At 52.6% G+C, this 17,153-nt stretch carries 14 protein-coding genes and 1 tRNA gene; 8 read left to right on the top strand and 7 right to left on the bottom strand.

Annotated features, from left to right (window positions below; genetic code table 11):
- Positions 1-40: 40 nt before the first annotated feature.
- Positions 41-1,228, top strand: coding sequence for a pyridoxal phosphate-dependent aminotransferase (locus AC2FNV_RS03590; RefSeq protein ID WP_170607840.1), 1,188 nt, complete (start codon positions 41-43; stop codon positions 1,226-1,228).
- Between the two features lie 3 nt (positions 1,229-1,231).
- Here AC2FNV_RS03590 and AC2FNV_RS03585 read toward each other — a convergent pair whose 3' ends face one another.
- On the bottom strand, positions 1,232-1,750 hold the full coding sequence (locus tag AC2FNV_RS03585; protein WP_170607838.1) for an outer membrane protein: 519 nt from the start codon (positions 1,748-1,750) through the stop codon (positions 1,232-1,234).
- A 416-nt stretch (positions 1,751-2,166) separates the two neighbouring features.
- Between AC2FNV_RS03585 and AC2FNV_RS03580 the strand changes: the two genes are divergently transcribed.
- Positions 2,167-3,711: a trimethylamine methyltransferase family protein gene (locus AC2FNV_RS03580; protein WP_170607836.1), complete on the top strand. Its 1,545-nt coding sequence runs from the start codon at positions 2,167-2,169 to the stop codon at positions 3,709-3,711.
- 47 nt (positions 3,712-3,758) lie between these two features.
- On the opposite strand, the gene AC2FNV_RS03575 is transcribed toward AC2FNV_RS03580, so the two are convergent.
- On the bottom strand, positions 3,759-4,004 hold the full coding sequence (locus AC2FNV_RS03575) for an EF-hand domain-containing protein (protein ID WP_170477595.1): 246 nt from the start codon (positions 4,002-4,004) through the stop codon (positions 3,759-3,761).
- Between the two features lie 544 nt (positions 4,005-4,548).
- Complete coding sequence (locus AC2FNV_RS03570) at positions 4,549-8,166, bottom strand: vitamin B12-dependent ribonucleotide reductase (RefSeq protein ID WP_170477598.1); 3,618 nt, start codon at positions 8,164-8,166, stop codon at positions 4,549-4,551.
- Positions 8,167-8,701: 535 nt separating this feature from the next.
- On the opposite strand from AC2FNV_RS03570, the gene AC2FNV_RS03565 reads away from it, so the two are divergent.
- Positions 8,702-9,136, top strand: a complete 435-nt coding sequence (locus AC2FNV_RS03565; protein WP_170477601.1) for a hypothetical protein — start codon at positions 8,702-8,704, stop codon at positions 9,134-9,136.
- Positions 9,137-9,154: 18 nt separating this feature from the next.
- Here the strand turns inward: AC2FNV_RS03565 and AC2FNV_RS03560 are convergent.
- The 4 genes from AC2FNV_RS03560 to pdxH all read right to left on the bottom strand — a co-directional run bounded on the left by AC2FNV_RS03560 (position 9,155) and on the right by pdxH (position 11,005).
- Positions 9,155-9,231 (bottom strand) — tRNA-Pro (locus tag AC2FNV_RS03560).
- A gap of 43 nt (positions 9,232-9,274) precedes the next feature.
- Positions 9,275-9,742: a DUF192 domain-containing protein gene (locus AC2FNV_RS03555; RefSeq protein WP_254442616.1), complete on the bottom strand. Its 468-nt coding sequence runs from the start codon at positions 9,740-9,742 to the stop codon at positions 9,275-9,277.
- A gap of 8 nt (positions 9,743-9,750) precedes the next feature.
- Positions 9,751-10,278 carry a cold-shock protein gene (locus tag AC2FNV_RS03550; RefSeq protein WP_170477604.1) on the bottom strand — a complete coding sequence of 176 codons (528 nt, stop codon included), beginning with the start codon at positions 10,276-10,278 and terminating at the stop codon, positions 9,751-9,753.
- 121 nt (positions 10,279-10,399) lie between these two features.
- Complete coding sequence (gene pdxH / locus AC2FNV_RS03545; protein WP_170607834.1) at positions 10,400-11,005, bottom strand: pyridoxamine 5'-phosphate oxidase; 606 nt, start codon at positions 11,003-11,005, stop codon at positions 10,400-10,402.
- 135 nt (positions 11,006-11,140) lie between these two features.
- Between pdxH and fabI the strand changes: the two genes are divergently transcribed.
- The 5 genes from fabI (at position 11,141) to trpE (ending at position 17,138) form a co-directional block, all read left to right on the top strand.
- A complete protein-coding gene (gene fabI / locus AC2FNV_RS03540; RefSeq protein WP_170477608.1) occupies positions 11,141-11,947 on the top strand; it encodes an enoyl-ACP reductase FabI in 807 nt (268 codons plus the stop codon).
- A 6-nt stretch (positions 11,948-11,953) separates the two neighbouring features.
- Positions 11,954-12,463 (top strand): xanthine phosphoribosyltransferase, encoded by a 510-nt coding sequence (gene gpt, locus AC2FNV_RS03535; RefSeq protein WP_170477611.1) that lies wholly within the window; start codon positions 11,954-11,956, stop codon positions 12,461-12,463.
- A 51-nt stretch (positions 12,464-12,514) separates the two neighbouring features.
- Complete coding sequence (locus tag AC2FNV_RS03530) at positions 12,515-13,690, top strand: aminotransferase (protein WP_170607832.1); 1,176 nt, start codon at positions 12,515-12,517, stop codon at positions 13,688-13,690.
- An 82-nt stretch (positions 13,691-13,772) separates the two neighbouring features.
- Positions 13,773-15,614 (top strand): peptidyl-prolyl cis-trans isomerase, encoded by a 1,842-nt coding sequence (locus AC2FNV_RS03525; protein ID WP_496772420.1) that lies wholly within the window; start codon positions 13,773-13,775, stop codon positions 15,612-15,614.
- A gap of 12 nt (positions 15,615-15,626) precedes the next feature.
- Positions 15,627-17,138, top strand: coding sequence for an anthranilate synthase component I (trpE, locus tag AC2FNV_RS03520; protein WP_170607828.1), 1,512 nt, complete (start codon positions 15,627-15,629; stop codon positions 17,136-17,138).
- The last annotated feature ends 15 nt before the right edge of the window (positions 17,139-17,153 follow it).

Here is a 17,153-nt window from a genome sequence, read left to right as displayed (position 1 = left end):
TCTGACCCATTCTGCGTCAGAAGACAAACGGAGGCACGTCATGAAGCTGTCGCATCGTATTACCAACCTGACCGAAGGCGGCTCTGACGGATGGGATGTGTTTTATCGTGCTCGCCGGATGATTTCCGAAGGTCAGGCCATCACAGAATTGACTATTGGCGAGCATGACATCGGTACAGACCCCGTGATTCTCGACGCGATGGACGCATCTGCGCGTGGTGGTCACACCGGGTACGCAATGGTGCCAGGTACGGATTTGCTGCGTGATACAGTTGCGGCACGCGTCCAGATACGAACGGGCGTAAAAACAACCCGGGATAACGTACTCATTACACCAGGTGGACAGGCGGCATTATTCGCAGCTCATATAGCGGCGTGTAACCCAGGCGATACCGGCCTGTTTCTTGACCCCTACTATGCCACTTATCCCGGGACAATCCGCGCTGCGGGAGCGATAGCCAGACCAGTGCAAACTCATGCGATGGACGCCTTTCAACCACGAGAAAGCGAAATCGAAAGGTTTGCAGGGGGCGCCGTCTCGTTACTGATCAACACGCCCAACAACCCCACAGGGGTCGTTTATTCACAGGACACGCTCAACGCAGTTGCTAACGTTTGCAAAAACCGTGATTTGTGGCTTGTTTCAGACGAAGTCTATGACACCCAAGTCTGGGAAGGTAATCACCTTTCGCCACGGGCATTGCCTGGCATGGCTGAACGCACGCTAGTCGTCGGATCGATGTCAAAATCTCACGCAATGACTGGTTCACGATGTGGTTGGATCATAGGCCCGGAGGAAGTCGTAGAGCACCTTATCAATCTGGCGACTAACACAACATATGGCGTACCCGGATTTATTCAGGACGCAGCCAGTTTCGCTCTGAACTCTGGTCACAAACTTGAAGAAAAGATCGCTGAGCCTTTTCGGCGTCGTCGGTCACTGGCTATGCAAGTGCTTGGCGGTCAGCAAATCGTCGGCTTAATCCCGGCGCAGGGGGCTATGTATCTTATGTTAGATATCCAAGCAACTGGATTGACCGGTGATTCCTTTGCCAACGCTTTGCTGGATAGCCATAAAATTGCTGTTATGCCCGGCGAAAGCTTTGGCATGGCGGCAGCCGGCCACATTCGCGTTGCCATGACGATTGCCGATGAAAAACTTGTCAGTGCGTTGCAAACAATATGTGATTTCGCCGCTCAATTGGCCGAAAACAGGGGTGCGGCTTGACGGTCAGAACCGAAATGTCGTGCGCAAATTAAACACATTGGTATCGACACTTCCGCTAGGCCGGGAATCGAGATCGAAGTCTTGTCGCAGTGCTTCTCCGCTGATGACGAACCGATCGTTGACCGGGTAAGCAACGCCGATACCGTAAACAGCGGCAGTGTCACTGTCACCCGAAGTATCTGCTCGGGCCGTCCCGACCACGACGTAGCCTAGCGCGGAACCAAAGTCATAACCTCCGCGCAATTTTAGGCGAGAAACGCCATCCAAGCTGCCTTCGCCTTCACCGAGATCTAAATTTAAGCGATTGTATTCTAACTCACCGCCTAACACGAAACTGCCAAAGTCGTAATCGTACCCGATAAACGGACCAAATGCAGAATCACTGCCCCCAACGCCTCCGGGTCCATCTGCATCCGCATAGCCAAAACTGAACCCAACGAACGGCCCCGTCCAATCTTCGGCCAGAGCGGGTGAAACACCCGTCAACATCAACGCGGTCAGTGTAGCCTTCAATGCCTTCACGCAGACCTCCGAACATCCTGTGCCGGGCCGGGCGCTTAGACAAACATTGGCCGGGGCGCCCAAAAAATCGCAAATATTATGGCCTTTGAACTAATAACTATTCCTATCGTAACAGATTTCTAACTTTGCAGGTAAAAACTTTGAGCACGACATGCTGACTGTGTGGTGCGGACCACATTCACTCGCTCGCCAACTGAAGATTCTGGAATAAAGGTCGTAAACAGAACAGATTTTGTCAAAATGAATTTAAATAGTTGATGCACCTTTTTGAGGAAGCGGATGCAAAACGATACGTCGAAAATTCACCTGATCAGTCGCACCATCGGTGCTGATCGGGGACGCGCTGCGCGGGGACGGCCTCGGCAGGTTATAACCTGTTGATCATTTTTACCTGACCCAATTATCGGAACACCGAAATGAACGACCAGCCCCGCACAACCTCTCGCAGCGGTGGTCGCGCCGCACGACGCGCAGCTCGCGCCTCTGCATTGCCCGATCATCTGCGTCCAGTTCGCCCCGGCATGGAAGGTGGCACATACAAACCCCTTAGTTCGAAGGATCTTGAGCGTATCCACAAAGCCGCCCTTCAGGCCCTGGAAACGATCGGATTGGCAGATGCCCCGGCAAGCGGGATCGAATACCTCGTCAATGCTGGTTGTACACTGGGCGAAGATGGCCGCGTACGCTTTCCACCCTCGGTCGTCGAAGATGTCCTTGCAAAGGCAAACCGAGCTGTAACTCTGTACAGCCGGGACGGCAAAACAGACTTGGTTTTAAAAGGCAGCCGGGTTCACTACGGCACCGCAGGAGCGGCGGTGCACATGGTAGACGTGGAAGGACGGGAATACAGGGACTCCACCGTTCAGGATTTGCACGATGCCGCCCGTATTTGCGAACAGCTGGACAATATCCATTTCGTTCAACGCCCGATGGTCTGCCGAGACATTACTGACAACTTGGAAATGGACCTAAACACAATTTATGCTTGTTGTTCAGGCACGTTCAAGCATGTCGGAACCTCGTTTACAGATCCCGGTTATGTCGCGCCGGCTGTCGAAATGCTTCACATGATCGCGGGCGGAGAAGAAAAGTGGCGGGAACGCCCATTTGTATCCAACACTAATTGCTTTGTCGTTCCGCCAATGAAATTCGCGACGGAAAGCTGCCAAGTGATGGAGGAGTGCGTAAAGGCAGGGATGCCGATTTTGCTTTTGTCCGCTGGCATGGCAGGCGCGACGGCGCCGTCTACTATCGCTGGCGCCATCGTTCAGGCCACCGCTGAATGCCTGGCCGGATTGGTTTACGTAAATGCGATAAGTCCCGGAGCTCCTGCGGTTTTTGGGACTTGGCCATTTGGTTTGGATTTGCGCACAGGTGCCATGTCCGTAGGGTCCGGAGAACAAGCGCTGCTGAGCGCCGGTTGTGCCCAAATGCATAAATTCTATGACCTGCCCGGTGGTGCCGCTGCTGGTGCCTCGGATTCGAAACTTCCTGATATGCAGGCTGGTTGGGAGCAGATGTGTTCAAACGTGATGACCGGACTGGCTGGTTTGAACATGGTTTACGAGGCTGCTGGTATGCATTCTTCGTTGCTAGGATTCTGCCACGAGTCACTGATACTGAGTGATGACCTAATCGGCCAAGCACAGCGCTGTGTACGTGGGATAGAAGTTTCCGACGACACGCTTGCGCTGGATCAGATAGCTCAAGTCTGTCTGGAAGGTCCTGGCCATTACCTGGGCACGGACGAAACTTTGGGCCGGATGCAATTGGATTATGTTTATCCAAGTTTTGGTGACCGCACGTCTCCAAAAGAATGGGCGGAACTGGGAAAACCTGATCTTGTCGAGAAGGCCATAGCCCGCAAAAACGAAATCTTGTCAACGCCGTCGCCAGCACGATTTGATCCGGCGCTGGATTCTGATCTGCGCGACAAGTTTAACATTCACTTACCTGTATGACCCGTTGATCACAGGCGGCCTATTTTCGATTAGGCCGCCTGCTGGTTTCAGCCGTTGCTTGGCGGAAGAAGACCTGCCCCTTGCGCAACTGAGATTTCATCAGCATCCAGCGTTCCGTCACCGTTTGCGTCCATCGCTGCAAAGCTATCGGTATCAATCTCGGGCATAACGATTTGCACTTCTTCGAGTGTTAGAACGCCATCTCCGTTCGTGTCGACGCTTGACTGAGCGAAAGACCACGCTGGTAACAACAGAGCAATCGCTGAAATGAAAGCCAGATTGTGCGGTTTCATGATATTGCCTCCTATATGAAGTCCAATTTGACGTCGTCCGGACAAACACAGGAATTTTGATTTACACCAATCAGTCACCCCACCGATACCAAAGAGCGGATTTCGCGCTATTCTCCGCCTGTTTGAATGAGTCGGGTTTGCAATCAACCGTTGGACGAAATTGCCAGTAGGTCTTTCGGCGGTTCCTGCCCTACGCCATTTTCAAAACCCGGCGAAGTGTTGCCAGAATATTCGAATCGATTTGGGAAACAGAAAAAAGGGGGCCGAGGGCCCCCAAAAAGTTTCGCGTTCCAGGCTCATCTCGTTGACCGCCCGGTATTTTTTGCCTGCGGCCTGGACAGCGTGTGGGGCGAGCGCACCCGCCCCTGAAAGAGTGGGAAGGAGCAAAAATTCCGCCCCACCCTGTTCCCGGCCAACACGGGCATGCCGACCGAGTGGACAAAGGCGATGACGGTAAGTCTTGGCGCCTTTGTCCGTGTTCGTCGGGACCGGATATCCGGGGGGAAAATCACGGTCCCTACACCCCATTGCCGGGGCGCTATTCTCAGCTACACCCGCTGGTTGCTCCGCAGGTGTTACATTTCATGCATGTGCCGTTGCGAACCAAAGTGTAGTTTCCGCACTCACCGCATGGGTCGCCTTCATAACCTTGCATCTTGGCTTTGGTCCGCGCATCCATATTGCTTGCTACGGTGGTTTCAGTCGTGGCTTCGAATTGCACAGCTGTTTCTGTTATGCCTTCAACACCAGCCTGTCCGCCGTTCAAAACCATTAAGTCCTGCGGCAACCGCTTACGCAGATAACCGGTTGAGCTGATTTGCTTTAGAACTTCCAAGGACTTAGACGCAGCGCTGTCACTGATCTCAGAGATATTCGAAACGCCTTCTTCTTCACCCTTACCGATATCGTCAAAAGTTGCGCCTTCAGGCTTCACATGCGCCAAATCGGTGCGATCCAAATACGACACAGCCAATTCACGGAATATGTAATCCAAGATCGAGGTCGCGTTCTTAATTGAGTCATTACCCTGAACCATTCCAGCCGGTTCGAATTTGGTAAATGTGAAAGCGTCAACGAATTCCTCAAGCGGGACGCCATATTGCAATCCGACCGAAACCGCGATGGCAAAGTTGTTCATCATTGCACGAAAGCCAGCGCCTTCCTTGTGCATGTCGATGAAGATCTCGCCTAGTTTGCCATCTTCGAACTCACCCGTTCTCAGGTAAACCTTGTGGCCACCAACAATAGCCTTTTGCGTATATCCTTTACGGCGATGAGGAAGCTTTTCCCGGTGGCTGCGGATCATTTCCTTGACGACAACCTTCTCGATCACCTTCTCGGCTAAAACGACAGCTTTTTCCTGCGTCGATCCGCTCTCCAGCACTTCAGCCGCCTCATCGTCATCCTCGACTAGCGCTGCCGCCAACGGTTGAGAGAGTTTCGAACCGTCGCGATACAAAGCATTGGCCTTTACGCCCAGAGACCAGCTGAGTTCATAAGCTTTCTGGCAATCCTCGATGGTCGCATCATTCGGCATGTTAATCGTCTTCGAGATCGCGCCCGAGATGAAGCTCTGTGCTGCCGCCATCATGGTGATGTGGCTATCAACCCCAAGGAAACGCTTGCCTTTCTTGCCGCACGGGTTGGCACAATCGAAGATCGCGTAATGTTCCTCTTTCAGATGCGGGGCGCCTTCCAGAGTCATAGTTCCACAGACATGGTCGTTGGCAGCGTCGATATCAGCTTTGGAAAAGCCCAGATGCCGAAGCAAATCAAACGTCGGGTCGTTCAGCTTAGTGGCCGGGATGCCCAAAACACCGGTGCAGAAATCCTCGCCCAGCGTCCACTGGTTAAAGACAAACCTAATGTCAAAGGCGCTTTCCAGTGCGGCATCCACTTTACCCAGTTCATTCGGTCCAAAACCGTGACCCGTTAGCGAGGTATGGTTAATCCCAGGAGCATTGCCAATGGTGCCATGGCCGACCGCGTAAGACACGATCTCTTCGATCTGGGACGAAGAGTAGCCCAGTTTTTCCAGCGCTGAGGGTACCGAGCGATTGATAATTTTGAAGTAACCACCGCCGGCCAGCTTTTTGAACTTCACCAAAGCAAAGTCAGGTTCGATACCCGTTGTGTCGCAATCCATGACCAGCCCGATAGTGCCCGTCGGCGCGATTACCGTTGCCTGCGCATTGCGATACCCATTCTTTTCACCCAAGCTAAGCGCTTCATCCCATGCCGACATAGCCAAATCGACCAGACGTTTGTCTGGGCAGTTTTGGTGATCCAGCGCAACCGGCTTCACCGCCAGATTCTCGTAACCCTCGGTCACGCCCTGTGCGGCTCGGCGGTGATTGCGGATGACGCGCAGCATGTGGTCTGCGTTCCGCTCATAACCTTTGAAAGGACCAAGTTCGCCTGCGATTTCGGCTGAGGTCGCATAAGCAACACCGGTCATGATTGCTGTCAAAGCGCCACAGATGGACCGCCCTTCGTCCGAGTCATAACTGTATCCCATGTTCATCAACAGACCACCGATATTGGCATAACCCAAACCCAAGGTTCTGAAATCGTATGAGAGTTTTGCTATTTCCTTCGATGGGAACTGCGCCATGGTCACGGAAATTTCCAAGGTCAGCGTCCAAAGCCGCGCTGCGTGCATGTAATCTGCTGATTGGAATTCTCCGTCCTTGAGGAAGGTCAGAAGGTTCATTGATGCAAGGTTACACGCCGTGTCATCCAAGAACATATATTCCGAACACGGGTTCGAACCGCGGATTTCGCCATCTTCGGGGCAAGTGTGCCATTCGTTAACAGTATCGTGGAACTGAATGCCCGGATCGGCGCATGCCCATGCAGCGTGACCGACTTTTTCCCAAAGATCGCGAGCCTTTACTGTTTTGGCGACTTTGCCGTCAGTCCGATTGATCAGCTCCCAATCAGCGTCTTTCTCCACAGCGGTCAAAAACGCGTTGGTCACTCGGATCGAGTTGTTTGAGTTCTGGCCCGAAACCGAACTGTAAGCCTCCGAATCCCAGTCTGTGTCGTAGGTAGGAAATTCTATGCTGTCATGCCCCTGTTTGGCATAATCGAGAACGCGCTTTATGTATGTCTCTGGAATGGCGACCTTCTTTGCCGCGCGAACCGCGGACTTCAGGGAAATATTCTTCTTGGGATCATGGGCATCTTCTTGGGCGCCGTCCCAAGAGCGAATGGCCTCGAAAATACCGTTCAGCATCTTCTCGTGCATCTTTGATCCGGCAACGATCGAGGCCACCTTCTGCTCTTCAATCACCTTCCATTCGATAAATTGCTCGATGTCCGGGTGATCTGCGTCAACGATCACCATCTTTGCTGCTCGACGGGTCGTACCACCTGATTTTATAGCGCCTGCGGCGCGGTCGCCGATCTTGAGAAAACCCATGAGACCCGAAGATTTGCCACCACCCGACAGAGCCTCGCCATCTGCACGTAGGTGACTGAAGTTGGTACCGGTACCAGAGCCATATTTGAACAAGCGCGCTTCACGCACCCACAGGTCCATTATGCCCCCTTCGTTCACCAGGTCATCATCGACCGACTGGATGAAGCACGCATGGGGCTGTGGATGTTCGTATGCAGATTTTGATTTGGTCAGTTTACCAGTTTTGTAGTCAACATAGTGGTGCCCCTGCGCCGGTCCATCAATTCCATATGCCCAGTGAAGACCAGTGTTGAACCACTGCGGAGAATTTGGCGCGGCGCGCTGCGTTGCCAGCATGTAACGCATTTCGTCAAAGTAGGCGCGAGCGTCTTCTTCGTCTGTGAAGTAGCCGCCCTTCCAGCCCCAATAGGCCCAAGCACCCGCCAAACGATCAAATACCTGCTTGGATGACGTCTCTCCGTCGAATTCCGCATCTTCGGCTGGCACAGAGCGCCACAGAAACTCGGGAACGCCCTTTTCTTTTACTTTCTTCAAACGGTTTGGCACACCGGCCTTACGGAAATATTTCTGAGCGATGACATCACTGGCAACCTGGCTCCAGCTTGACGGAACTTCAATCTCATCTAAACGGAATACGATTGTCCCGTCCGGATTCCGAATCTCGGACGTTGCAGACACAAAATCCAGTTCTGCGTATGCGTCCTGACCAGGTTTGGTGAATTTTCTCTCAATCTTCATGTCCGCTGCCCCCGGGCAATTATTTTAAGTTTCCGGCACTTTTAATTAGTTTTGCGGAGTGCCGCCCGCTGCCGTCAGAATTTTGGGCACAAAAGACCAACCGCTGTTCATAACAGCGCAAAACCGCAAAAACGGTTGCACGTAGATAGATATGCATTAGTCCCTCGCCCCTCGCCTTTTTCCAGTCATTATCTACTAGATTTAGTGGCGCATGCTTCGGCCTATACAATCTGGCGTATCTTGCCATAGTTGGTCAACGGACTTTTTTGAGATTTTTGGAATCTTTTCTGTTGACCAACTCAGAGAGATCGGCGGGAACCTGCCGGCGCGCGATTCCTCCACAGGTCTTCCTAAGGCTGCCGGACAAGGACTTACCGAATTGGCAAATGGAATTCTCGTTTTTTGTGCCACGGTTACGAGCAAATGATCACCTAACGCACAATTAACGAACGTCACAGAGAATCATCGCGGCGCATCCAAAACACATGCAATAGTCAAAGGAACAGATAAAAAGTGCCTTGGGACCGATCTCAACATGCGTACATTGCGAACACTTCCCGCTCTGGCCCTGATCGTGTCCTGTACAACACAAGATAATCCAATTGGAACACGCAGTGCGCAGTTCACTGACTATCCAAAGCAAATGTTCAGCTCGTTCCAAACGCAGTGCGACGGTCCCGGAGAAGACTATTTGCGGATGGGAAAAGGCAGTTTTGAATGCCGTGAACAATTGCCGCCCGAGGCAACTGCATATCTGATTCTGTCCTTCGACGGTCACCCTCGGGATTTGCCAAGAATCGTTACACGATTAAGTTCGACCAAAAACCAGCTGGGATATCGCGTCGATGCGGATCTATTCTTTCTGGTTCCACAGAAAGATGGAACTACTCTTAGAGTTCCGGTTCAAAGCGAGACATTAGATAAGGATTTTAGCCAACTATATGTGCGGTTCGGCGGAATGCCTATTTAGGCACATATAGTTGGAAAGTGGTCGGGGCGGCAGGATTCGAACCTACGACCCCCTGTACCCAAAACAGGTGCGCTACCAGACTGCGCCACGCCCCGGACCGTGCGCCTTCCTAACGATGCCATTCGGATTTGAAAAGCCCTAACAAGGCCAAATTGCAGGACCTTGCGAAAAAACTTCATGCCGCATCTGGGTTCCGGGGCGAATGGCATACCGCGCAGCAAGCCCGGCATTGATTTCCAGCACAGTGTAGACCGAATCACCACCTTCAATGGGCGTCAGGTCGCCAGGAATTGCGCCTTCGTGCACATGAGTGACGTTACCAGCGCGATCCGTAAAAATCATGTCTAACGGGATGAGCGTGTTTTTCATCCAAAAAGCAACCGGTTGCGGAGGATCGAATACAAACAACATCCCTGCCCGATTGGGCAGACTTTCTCGAAACATCAAACCTTGTGAACGCTCTTGAGGGGTTTTGGCCAATTCGACATCGAATCGCACTTGGGCCTGAGAATTCCGCAGTTCAACCTGGTCAGCGCGACATTCCGCTACGGCCATCGAACCGATAATCGAAAGAAGCATCGCGAAAGCCGGGAGGAATTTCTTCATTCCGGTGATCAGCCGTTCAGGGCTGCCTCCCAAGCCAAAACCTGAGCGGCCATACGCCCACGCTTGCCATCAATGACTCGCATTGCAAGAGCTTCACCCGGTTGCAAGTCCGCCAACCCCGACCGGCGCAAAACCTCAATATGAAGAAATACATCTTCATTACTGCCAAACACATTGGCAAACCCAAATCCTTTGCCCTTATCGAACCACTTGACGCGTGCCGCTTCTAGCGGGGTTTGCGCAATCAAATCCGGATCCAACTCGGCAAAATCAGCCAGCATTAAAGTTTCAGCCCGATCCGGCGGATCCACTGAAATAACTTCAACGGCCTGAACACCGCGGTCCGTACGGTGGGTCATGATTTCGATGCCTGCGCCATCCGCAACCGAGCTTTGCCCAAAATTACGCAGAACATTCACATGCAGCAGAATGTCGGGCCCACCTTCATTGGACACAACAAATCCGTAACCCTTGGCAGGGTCGAACCATTTGACGTGTCCACGAACGCGGTACATGCTGCTCATATCTTCTGGCACTGTGTTCCCATCACGAAATTTAGCAAATCGTCAGGGGTCTGTTGTTGATGCAAATGAATTGCAATTTCAAGTCGAAAAAAATCTATGATTTCGGGCTTTTGCATTTCGCTGCGCATGACTGTCATGGATTCAACCTCTGCACTTGCCACTCGGAACCGGGGGCAGTTCTGCGCCACTGAAAACGGTCGTGCAACCTGAAAGCGCCATCTGCCCAGAACTCTATCTCCACTGGAATCAGCCTGTACCCGCCCCAAAAGCTCGGGCGTGGCGGGTTGGGTCCGAATTTGGTAGTAACTTTGGCCACTTCCGCCATCAATGCGGCCCTGCTCGTCAGCGGCTCAGACTGTCGTGATGCCCACGCACCCAGACGGCTTTTGAGAGAACGTGAGGCGTAATATTCGTCTGCTTGTGGTCCGTCTTCGCGCGTGATTGTGCCACGTACCCGAATTTGACGCCGTAGTGATTTCCAATGCATCACGAATGCCGCCTTTCCAGACTCATCAAGCTCGCCTGCCTTAGTGCTATGGTAATTTGTATAGAAAACAAAGGCATCTTCCTCGATTTCTTTCAACAAAACCATTCGAACATTTGGTAAGCTACTTGAATCTACGGTTGCCAACGCAATCGCATTTGGGTCATTAGGTTCGGTCTTTTCAGCTTCCTCCAGCCACCGTCCCGCAATGCTAAACGGATCGGTGCCAGCGAAAATGCCACTTTGCTCGTTCATTTCCATCCCCTGGAAATAATTGTTCCCGACACTAAGGCGAGAACCCGCTACGAGCAAGAGTGCATGGCCTTGATGCAAGGCAATCAATGGCATAAACCAATCCAACACAACGCGAAGACAGGCGGAGAACCGAACATGTCAAATCAGTTGATGGCCGGAAAACGCGGCCTCATCATGGGACTGGCCAATGACAAATCAATCGCATGGGGAATAGCTCGGGCTCTGTCCGAAGCTGGAGCCGAGCTTGCCTTCTCGTATCAAGGTGATGCTTTAAAAAAACGGGTTGATCCATTGGCGGCACAGCTCGGAAGCGAAATCGTCCTACCCTGCGACGTCAGCGATGAAAGCTCGATCAACGACCTTTTCAATGCGCTTGAAAAAACCTGGGGCAAGTTGGACTTTGTTGTTCACGCGATTGGTTTTTCGGACAAGAACGAACTTCGCGGTCGCTACGTCGACACCAGCCGCGCAAATTTTAACCTGACAATGGATGTATCGGTCTATTCGTTCACAGCTGTAATGCAGCGAGCCGAAAAACTGATGGGTGAAGGCGGCAGCGCAATTACCTTGACCTATTACGGAGCTGAGCAGGTGATGCCGCATTACAACGTAATGGGTATCGCCAAGGCGGCTTTGGAGGCATCGGTCAAATACTTGGCCGAGGATTTGGGCAAGGACGGCATCCGCGTGAACTCGATTTCCGCCGGCCCAATCAAGACTCTGGCCGCCAGCGGAATCGGTGATTTCCGCTACATTATGAAGTGGAATGAGTACAATTCGCCCCTTCGCCGGAATGTAACAATCGATGATGTTGGAAAGTCTGCGTTGTATCTGCTGTCAGACCTCAGCAGCGGCGTAACTGGCGAGAACCTGCACGTGGATTCGGGGTATCATATAGTCGGCATGAAAGCCGTTGATGCTCCGGATGTTGAAAAGGGATAAAAATTAATGAGCGCAAAGGACCGCCTACCCCACGAAAAAGGCTTTCACATAAGCTGGGACCAACTGCATCGTGATTCTCGTGCGCTTGCTTGGCGGCTGGACGGACAGGGTCCAGATAACGGGGCATGGCGGGCCGTGGTCGCCATTACTCGCGGTGGAATGGCGCCAGCCATGATCGTCAGCCGCGAACTGGATATTCGCACAGTCGACACTATCAGCGTCAAATCTTATCATCACCAAACTCGTGGAGAGGCCGAAATTCTTAAGGCGCCTGATGCCAATTTGATGGGTGACGGCACCGGCGTTCTGATTATCGACGATCTGGTCGACAGCGGAAAAACTCTGGAATTGGTGCGTGAGATGTATCCAAACGCGCATTTTGCCACGGTTTACGCCAAACCCAAGGGTCGCCCAATGGTTGATACTTTCATTACCGAAGTCAGCCAGGATACATGGATCTTTTTGCCTTGGGATATGGCCCTGCAATATGTCGAACCCTATCGCGGAACGGATTAAGATTCGGTCAACGACGAAATCTTCGGACGAGTTTCTGGACATGGGAAGCAAATGAAACTCACGCGCACAGCGGCAACATTTGCGCCGCCTGTGATGGAAGCATCACGATGGTTGCAGGGTGTATCATTCACGGTTGATCGGCCGTTGATCAATGTCAGTCAGGCTGCACCAGTTGACCCGCCTCCGCTTGCTCTGCGTCAGGCAATGGCCGAATTCGCGTTGCGTGATAACAGCGCTCATCTTTACGGACCGGTTTTAGGTAATGACGACTTGCGTGCTGAGCTGGCCTCTCAGATCAGCGTCCACTATGCCTCGGATATCTCAAAAAATCAGGTCGCAATCACTTCGGGATGCAATCAGGCCTTTTCCGCTGTGATTTCGGCAATTTCGAACCAAGGGGATGAGGTTATCCTTCCAACGCCTTGGTATTTCAACCACAAAATGTGGCTTGATATGGCTGGCGTCGGGACTGTCACTCTGGCTACAGGCGACAGTCTTTTGCCGAATCCGGACAAGGCAAGGGAACTAATTACTGAAAAAACCCGAGCCATTGTTTTGGTTACCCCGAATAATCCCGGTGGCGTGGAATACCCAGCTGATCTGGTGATGGATTTCTTTGAACTGGCGCGGTCGGCTGGTATTCACTTGCTTGTTGATGAAACGTATCGCGATTTCGACAGTCGCTCCGTCCCGCCTCATGATTTGTTCCAGCAACCAAGCTGGGACAATACTCTGGTACATTTGTATTCGTTTTCAAAGGCCTATAGGTTAACTGGTCATCGTGTCGGAGCGGTTGCCTCGGCCCCTGCTCTGTTGTCTGAGATAGAGAAGTTTTTGGACACGATCGCCATCTGTCCAAGTCAAATCGGTCAGTTCGCTGCACTTTGGGGGATGCAAAACCTGCCCCGATGGGTCTCTGAAGAGAGAAACGAAATACTGGACCGACGAGCTTTGATCTTGCAACAGATGCCCCGTTTGTCTGCGAAAGGATGGCGCCTTTTAGGTTTGGGCGCCTATTTTGCATATCTCGAACACCCTTTCGATCTGAGTTCCGACATTCTGGCCAAACGACTTGTTGTCGAGGCTGCTGTTCTGCTGCTGCCCGGTACAATGTTCATGCCCGTCGACGATCCAGACGGGAAAAGACAGTTGCGGATCGCTTTTGCCAATCTCGACAAGGAAGGCATATCCAGACTTTTTGATCGTTTAGAGGCGTTATCCTTCTAAGCTTGCTCCTCGGCGGCGTGCGTCGTATTCAGGGCCGCAACCGACCCGAGCAAGTACTGCCAACACAAAACACGAGGGCACCATGGCCGCAGGCATGAAAAATCTGTCAAAAACTTTTGTTTGGATCCTCATGGGCCTTTTGATGTTGGGACTTGCAGGCTTTGGGGCGACCAGCTTGACCGGCACCGTTCGAACTGTGGCTCAAGTCGGGGACGAAAGTGTTTCAGTCGACGAATATGTCCGCGAATTGCAGCGTGAAATCCGCGCGGTAGAAGCGCAAACCGGTCAACCGCTGCAGATTTCACAGGCCCACCAACTTGGACTGGATCAGCAGGCTTTGTCCCGTCTTGTTGCGCTCGCTGCTTTGGACAATGAGGTTGCGCAACTGGGCATTTCAATTGGTGACGAAAATCTGCAACAAGAAATCGTTCAAATTCAAGCGTTTCAAGGTGTCGACGGGACCTTCGACCGAGAAGCTTATCGATTTCAACTGGAGCAAGTAGGGTTGACCGACACTGAATTCGAGAATGACCTACGTAAAGAGTCCGCGCGTACCATTGTTCAGGGTGCTGTGATGGGCGGGGTGGATATGCCGCGTACTATGACCGAGGCATTGTCGAACTATGTACTTGCTCGCCGAAGCTTTACAGTCGCAACTCTTTCGTCCGACACTTTAGAAACGCCTGTGCCAGAACCAACGGATGCACAGATAAAATCATATTATGATGAAAACACTGACCGCTTTACCCTGCCCCACACAAAGAAGTTGACCTACGCAATCCTGTCGCCGGAAATGCTGTTGGACTCAGTAGAAGTTGACGCGGACTCGGTAAAACGCCTGTACGATCAAAGATCCGACCAATTCAAACAACCTGAACGCCGGTTGGTCGAACGTCTGATTTTTTCGGACGAAACTTCTGCAACAGAAGCTCTAGCGCAGCTTGAGGTCGGTGGGGCAAGCTTTGAACAACTGGTCCGCGACCGGGAACTGGAACTGAGCGATGTCGACTTGGGAGATGTGACCCGTGATGATTTGGGTGAGGCGGCCGAAGGCGTCTTTGCTGCAGAAATCGATGATGTAGTTGGCCCATTGCCGTCTGAACTGGGACCAGCGTTATTCCGTATCAACGGATCATTGGCAGAAAACATCGTCACATTTGCAGAGGCCGAAGCTGAGTTGCGCGAGGAACTTGCCGCTGACAGAGCTCGTCGCCAAATCGAAGCTCAAGCCGAAGATTTTAACGACCTACTGGCAGGCGGCGCGACCCTGGAAGAGCTGACCAACGAAACCGAAATGGAACTCGGCGAAATCGACTGGACTCAGCAAAGCGATCAGGGAATAGCTGCGTATGACGGGTTCCGTTCTGTTGCAGAAGCCGTGCAAGAGGGGGATTTTCCCGAAGTAGCGTTTTTGGAAGACGGCTCGATTTTTGCCCTGCGCTTGAACGAAGTTCTTCCACCCCGACCTGAACCACTGGACAGCGCCCGCTCGCGAGTAGCCGGAGCTTGGGTGCAGGATGAGATCGCCAAAGAGCTGCAATCCCAGGCGGGTTCAGTTATTACAGCGCTCGCAACAGATGGTGATTTTACGAACACCGGCTTGCCGTTCCGGGTTGAGAACGCCCTGACACGTACCGCCTTTTTGGATGATGTTCCTGCTGATTTCATGACGCAAGTATTTGAAATGGAGCCTGGAGAACTGCGTGTCATTCCAGGCGCTGGGACTGCTTTGATTGTACGTCTTGATGACGTTTTGCCCCCCGCGGAGACGGATGAGCAGCGGCAGATGCAAGATGCTCTATCAGCGCAAATGAACCAGGCCTTGGCGCAAAATATCTTTGACATCTATGTGCGCGATGCTCAGACACGTGCGCGCCCAGTCGTGGACCAGCAAGCGCTGAACGCCGTTCAGGCAAGCTATTAACCGGGGCTGACTATGGATCTGACACCCGACTTCGACAGTTTCGCGCGCGCCTATGAAGCGGGCGAAAATCAAGTGGTATACACACGTCTTGCTGCTGACCTAGACACTCCTGTGTCGTTGATGCTCAAACTGGCGGGCGCGCAAAAGGACGCGTTCATGCTGGAATCTGTGACTGGCGGAGAGGTGCGCGGACGATATTCGATCATCGGTATGAAACCTGACTTGATCTGGCGATGCCAGGGGGAAACCGCCTCCATTAACCGATCCGCACGCTTCGACGCCGAGGCGTTTTCGGAGCAGGCCGGGAATCCCATGGATAATCTGCGCGATCTGCTGGCCGAATCTCGCATTACCTTACCGTCTGACCTTCCTCAGGCGGCGGCAGGCCTGTTCGGTTATCTGGGGTACGATATGGTCCGGTTAGTTGAATATCTGCCGGACGTTAATCCTGATCCGCTAGGGCTGCCCGATGCCATCATGCTGCGACCGTCAGTGGTAGCGGTTCTTGATGGCGTAAAAGGTGAAGTTACGGTTGTGTCGCCCGCTTGGGTGAGTGACGGACAATCTGCCAAGGCGGCTTTCGCACAGGCGGCCGAGCGGGTAATGGACGCGGTCCGCGATTTGGAACGCGCAATGCCCTCTGAAACCCGAGATTTGGGTGAAGCCCGCGAGATCGCGCCCCCAATTTCGAACTTTACCAAATCAGGGTACATGGAAGCGGTTGAAAAGGCTAAAGAATACATTCGGGCTGGAGACATTTTTCAGGTCGTACCAGCGCAACGCTGGACGCAAGAGTTCCCGCAACCCCCATTTGCCTTATATCGCTCGCTTAGGCGAACAAATCCTTCGCCCTTTATGTTCTATTTTAACTTTGGCGGCTTTCAGGTGATCGGCGCCAGCCCAGAGATTCTGGTGCGTGTATTTGGCAACGAAGTGACAATTCGACCGATCGCAGGCACTCGCCCCCGCGGTGCAACCCCGGAAGAAGATAAAGCCAATGAAATTGACCTGTTGGCTGACAAAAAGGAACTTGCAGAACATCTTATGCTTTTGGATCTTGGTCGAAACGACACGGGCCGTGTAGCCAAGATTGGAACTGTTCGCCCGACCGAAGAATTTATTATCGAACGCTACAGCCACGTAATGCATATTGTTTCCAATGTCGTTGGTGAACTTGCGGATGACAAAGATGCGCTGGACGCGTTCTTTGCCGGAATGCCGGCCGGCACTGTTTCGGGGGCACCCAAAGTACGTGCTATGGAAATCATTGACGAACTTGAGCCAGAGAAACGAGGCGTCTACGGCGGCGGTGTCGGCTATTTCAGTGCAGGCGGCGACATGGATATGTGCATCGCACTACGGACAGCCATAGTGAAGGATAGTAAGTTATATATTCAGGCTGGTGGGGGTGTCGTGTATGACAGCGACCCGGAAGCGGAATATATGGAGACCGTGCACAAATCAAATGCAATCCGTCATGCTGCGGCTGAAGCGGCGCGTTTCAGCGGGAACGGCAACAGATAAGATTGATTGACCTAA

It is taken from the genome of Ruegeria sp. BHSA163, assembly GCF_059613365.1.
This window is presented reverse-complemented; position numbering and strand designations above follow the sequence as displayed.

Excerpts from the sequence above, each read along its gene's own strand:
- AC2FNV_RS03570 (WP_170477598.1), bottom strand. The coding sequence starts at position 8,166 with ATGAAGATTGAGAGAAAATTCACCAAACCTGGTCAGGACGCATACGCA.
- AC2FNV_RS03565 (WP_170477601.1), top strand. The coding sequence starts at position 8,702 with ATGCGTACATTGCGAACACTTCCCGCTCTGGCCCTGATCGTGTCCTGT.
- AC2FNV_RS03530 (WP_170607832.1), top strand. The coding sequence starts at position 12,515 with ATGAAACTCACGCGCACAGCGGCAACATTTGCGCCGCCTGTGATGGAA.
- AC2FNV_RS03525 (WP_496772420.1), top strand. The coding sequence starts at position 13,773 with ATGGCCGCAGGCATGAAAAATCTGTCAAAAACTTTTGTTTGGATCCTC.
- AC2FNV_RS03555 (WP_254442616.1), bottom strand. The coding sequence starts at position 9,742 with ATGAAGAAATTCCTCCCGGCTTTCGCGATGCTTCTTTCGATTATCGGT.
- gpt (WP_170477611.1), top strand. The coding sequence starts at position 11,954 with ATGAGCGCAAAGGACCGCCTACCCCACGAAAAAGGCTTTCACATAAGC.
- AC2FNV_RS03590 (WP_170607840.1), top strand. The coding sequence starts at position 41 with ATGAAGCTGTCGCATCGTATTACCAACCTGACCGAAGGCGGCTCTGAC.
- AC2FNV_RS03580 (WP_170607836.1), top strand. The coding sequence starts at position 2,167 with ATGAACGACCAGCCCCGCACAACCTCTCGCAGCGGTGGTCGCGCCGCA.
- AC2FNV_RS03575 (WP_170477595.1), bottom strand. The coding sequence starts at position 4,004 with ATGAAACCGCACAATCTGGCTTTCATTTCAGCGATTGCTCTGTTGTTA.
- fabI (WP_170477608.1), top strand. The coding sequence starts at position 11,141 with ATGTCAAATCAGTTGATGGCCGGAAAACGCGGCCTCATCATGGGACTG.
- trpE (WP_170607828.1), top strand. The coding sequence starts at position 15,627 with ATGGATCTGACACCCGACTTCGACAGTTTCGCGCGCGCCTATGAAGCG.
- pdxH (WP_170607834.1), bottom strand. The coding sequence starts at position 11,005 with ATGAACGAGCAAAGTGGCATTTTCGCTGGCACCGATCCGTTTAGCATT.